The sequence below is a fragment of the Lichenifustis flavocetrariae genome (genome assembly GCF_026130545.1).
Taxonomy (GTDB): Bacteria; Pseudomonadota; Alphaproteobacteria; order Rhizobiales; family Beijerinckiaceae; genus Lichenihabitans; species Lichenihabitans flavocetrariae.
In genome coordinates this window covers 1-2,534 of sequence record NZ_JAMOIM010000126.1, presented here as the reverse complement: position 1 = coordinate 2,534, position 2,534 = coordinate 1, and the positions used below count along the sequence as shown (strand labels likewise).

General features: G+C 62.5%; 2 protein-coding genes. Both read left to right on the top strand.

The features are described 5' to 3' along the window. The coding region (locus M8523_RS36140) for a hypothetical protein (protein ID WP_282589618.1) at positions 1–840 on the top strand (840 nt) is incomplete at its 5' end. A gap of 33 nt (positions 841–873) precedes the next feature. Next, on the top strand, positions 874–2,534 hold a 1,661-nt coding region (locus M8523_RS36135), incomplete at its 3' end, for an extracellular solute-binding protein (RefSeq protein ID WP_282589617.1).

The window sequence follows — 2,534 nt, the reverse complement described above, 5'->3', positions numbered from 1 at the left end:
GGCGCGGTGATGAAGGACGGCAAGATCGACAACGAGACCTCGGGGCCCGACGGGGTGCTGTTCACCGGCACGGAGATCTGGGCGGGCGATGGCGACAGCACCATCAAGGTGATCGACCCTGCCACCCAGAAGACGACCGCGACAATCAGCACGGGCGGCAAGACGCGGCTCGACGAAATGGCCGTCGATTCAAAGGACCATGCCTTCATCGGCGTGAACAATGCGGAAGATCCGCCCTATGCGACGGTGGTGTCGACCAAGCCCGATCATGCGCTGATCGGCAAGATTGTGTTTCCCACCGCGACCGACGGCGCCGAGCAGCCGGCCTATAATCCTGACGACGGCCTCTTTTACATGTCGATCCCCGAATTCGACAAGGACCCCAAGAAGGGCGGTGTTGCCGTGATTGATCCGAGAACCGGCACGCTCGTGAAGGTTCTGCCCGTCGAGAACTGCCATCCGGCCGGACTGGCCTTCGGCCCGAACGGCAATTTCGTCCTTGGTTGCAACGCCGACGGCAAGCAGATGCCAGCTGCGACCAGCATCATGAATGCCAGGACGGGCGCTGTGGTCGCCGTTGTCCCCGGAATCGGCGGTGCCGACATGGTGAACTACAACGCGAAGAACGGCCAATATTACACCGCCTCGCGCGGGAACCCGGGTGGTCCGGTCTTGGGTGTGATCGACGCGGCGCGCAACACCTTGGTCCAAACGATCCCGATCACGGGCGGGGCGCCGCATTCCGTGGCTTCGAGCGAGGCCACCGGACACGTCTTCGTGCCGGTCGGCGCGGTCGGCGGGGGCGACGGCACGATCCATGTGTTCGCGCCTGCTTCGTAATCCGCAGCTCATTGGAAAGAAGGAGCATCACGGATGCGTCGTACCCTCTTGGCCCTTGTGGTTTTGGCGGCAAGCCTTCCTGGCGCGCGAGCCGAAGATGTCAAAATACTCTCCGCCGCGGCCGTGAAAACGCCGCTCGTCGCAGCCCAGGCCCTGGCTCAAGCCGCGACAGGTTTCGATCTGTCCCTTGATTTTGGTACGGCCGGCGCCGTTCGCAATAAGATCGCGGGCGGCACCCCCGCTGATGTGGTTGTGCTGCCACCATCTCGGCTCGACGAACTCGTCAAGCAAGGGCTCGTCGAGGCGGAGGGATTCACAACCCTTGGCACGGTCGGGCTGGGGATTGCAGTGAAAGGCGGCAATCCAAGACCTGCCATCGCTACCGAAACCGACATCCGTACGGCACTCGTGAGCGCGCCGTCGATCGGCCTTGCGGATCCAGCTTCGGGAGCCACGACGGGGCTCTACTTCGCCAAGCTGCTCAAGACCATGAACTTGGATGAGGTGCTGAAGCCCAAGATCAAGCTGTATTCTGACGGAACCGCCGCCATGGAAGCGCTTGCTCGGGGAGAGGTGGCTCTCGCGGCGGGCCAGATCAGTGAGATCAAGCCTGTGGCTGGCGTCGATCTCGTCGGCCCGCTTCCGGATGCGCTCCAACTGCGCACGGCCTACGCCGCTGGAATCGTCAAGCAAGCCCATGCGCCGGAGGCCGCGAAAGCCATGGTTGCTTTCCTGACCTCGACAAAAATGGCTCCCGTGTTCATGGCGGCAGGCTTCGATCCTCCCACGGACCCGACGCACGGGGCGACGAGCGTCAAACTTGATCCGAAACAGGGCGACTACATCGCGCCGAACTTTCACTTCCAGTCGGGCGAGACTCTGGCACAGCTGAAACTGCATTACACGACGATCGGAACGCCGAAGATCGATGCCGCCGGGCATGTGACGAATGCGGTACTGGCGCTGCACGGCACCACGGGCACCGGGCAAAATTTCCTCGCCCCCTCGCTGGCGGACTTTCTGTTCGGGCCGGGACAGCCGCTGGACGCGTCAAAGTACTTCATCATCATGCCAGATGGGATCGGTCGTGGCGGCTCGAGCAAGCCGAGCGACGGGCTGCGGATGAAGTTTCCGCATTACGGCTACGGAGACCTTGTCGAAGCGCAACATACCGTCGTGGTCGATGGTCTGCACATCGACCATCTCCGACTGGTTCTCGGCACGTCGATGGGCGGAATGCATGCCTGGCTCTGGGGCGAGCGCTACCCGAACATGATGGACGCGATCATGCCCGTTGCGAGCCAACCGGTGGCCGTGACCGGCCGCAACTATCTGTGGCGGGACCTCATCATCCAGAGCATCCGAACCGATCCAGACTGGCAGAACGGCGACTACGTCAAGGAACCGACGCATTTCGAAGAGGTGCTGCCGATCTTCACGATCATGACCGGTTCGCCGCGCGTTCTCGAGGCCGCTGCGCCGACGCAACCGAAGGGAAATGCCTATTTCGACAAGCTCGTCGCTGACGCGCGAGCCAAGGTCGACGCGGACGATTACCTGTATTGGTTTGAAGCGGTCGCCGATTACAATCCCGAGGCCGATCTCGACAAGATCACCGCTCGCCTGTTTGCGGTCAACTTCGCCGACGACCTTCTCAACCCCGTGCAGCTTGGTGCGATGGCGCGTGTCATGCC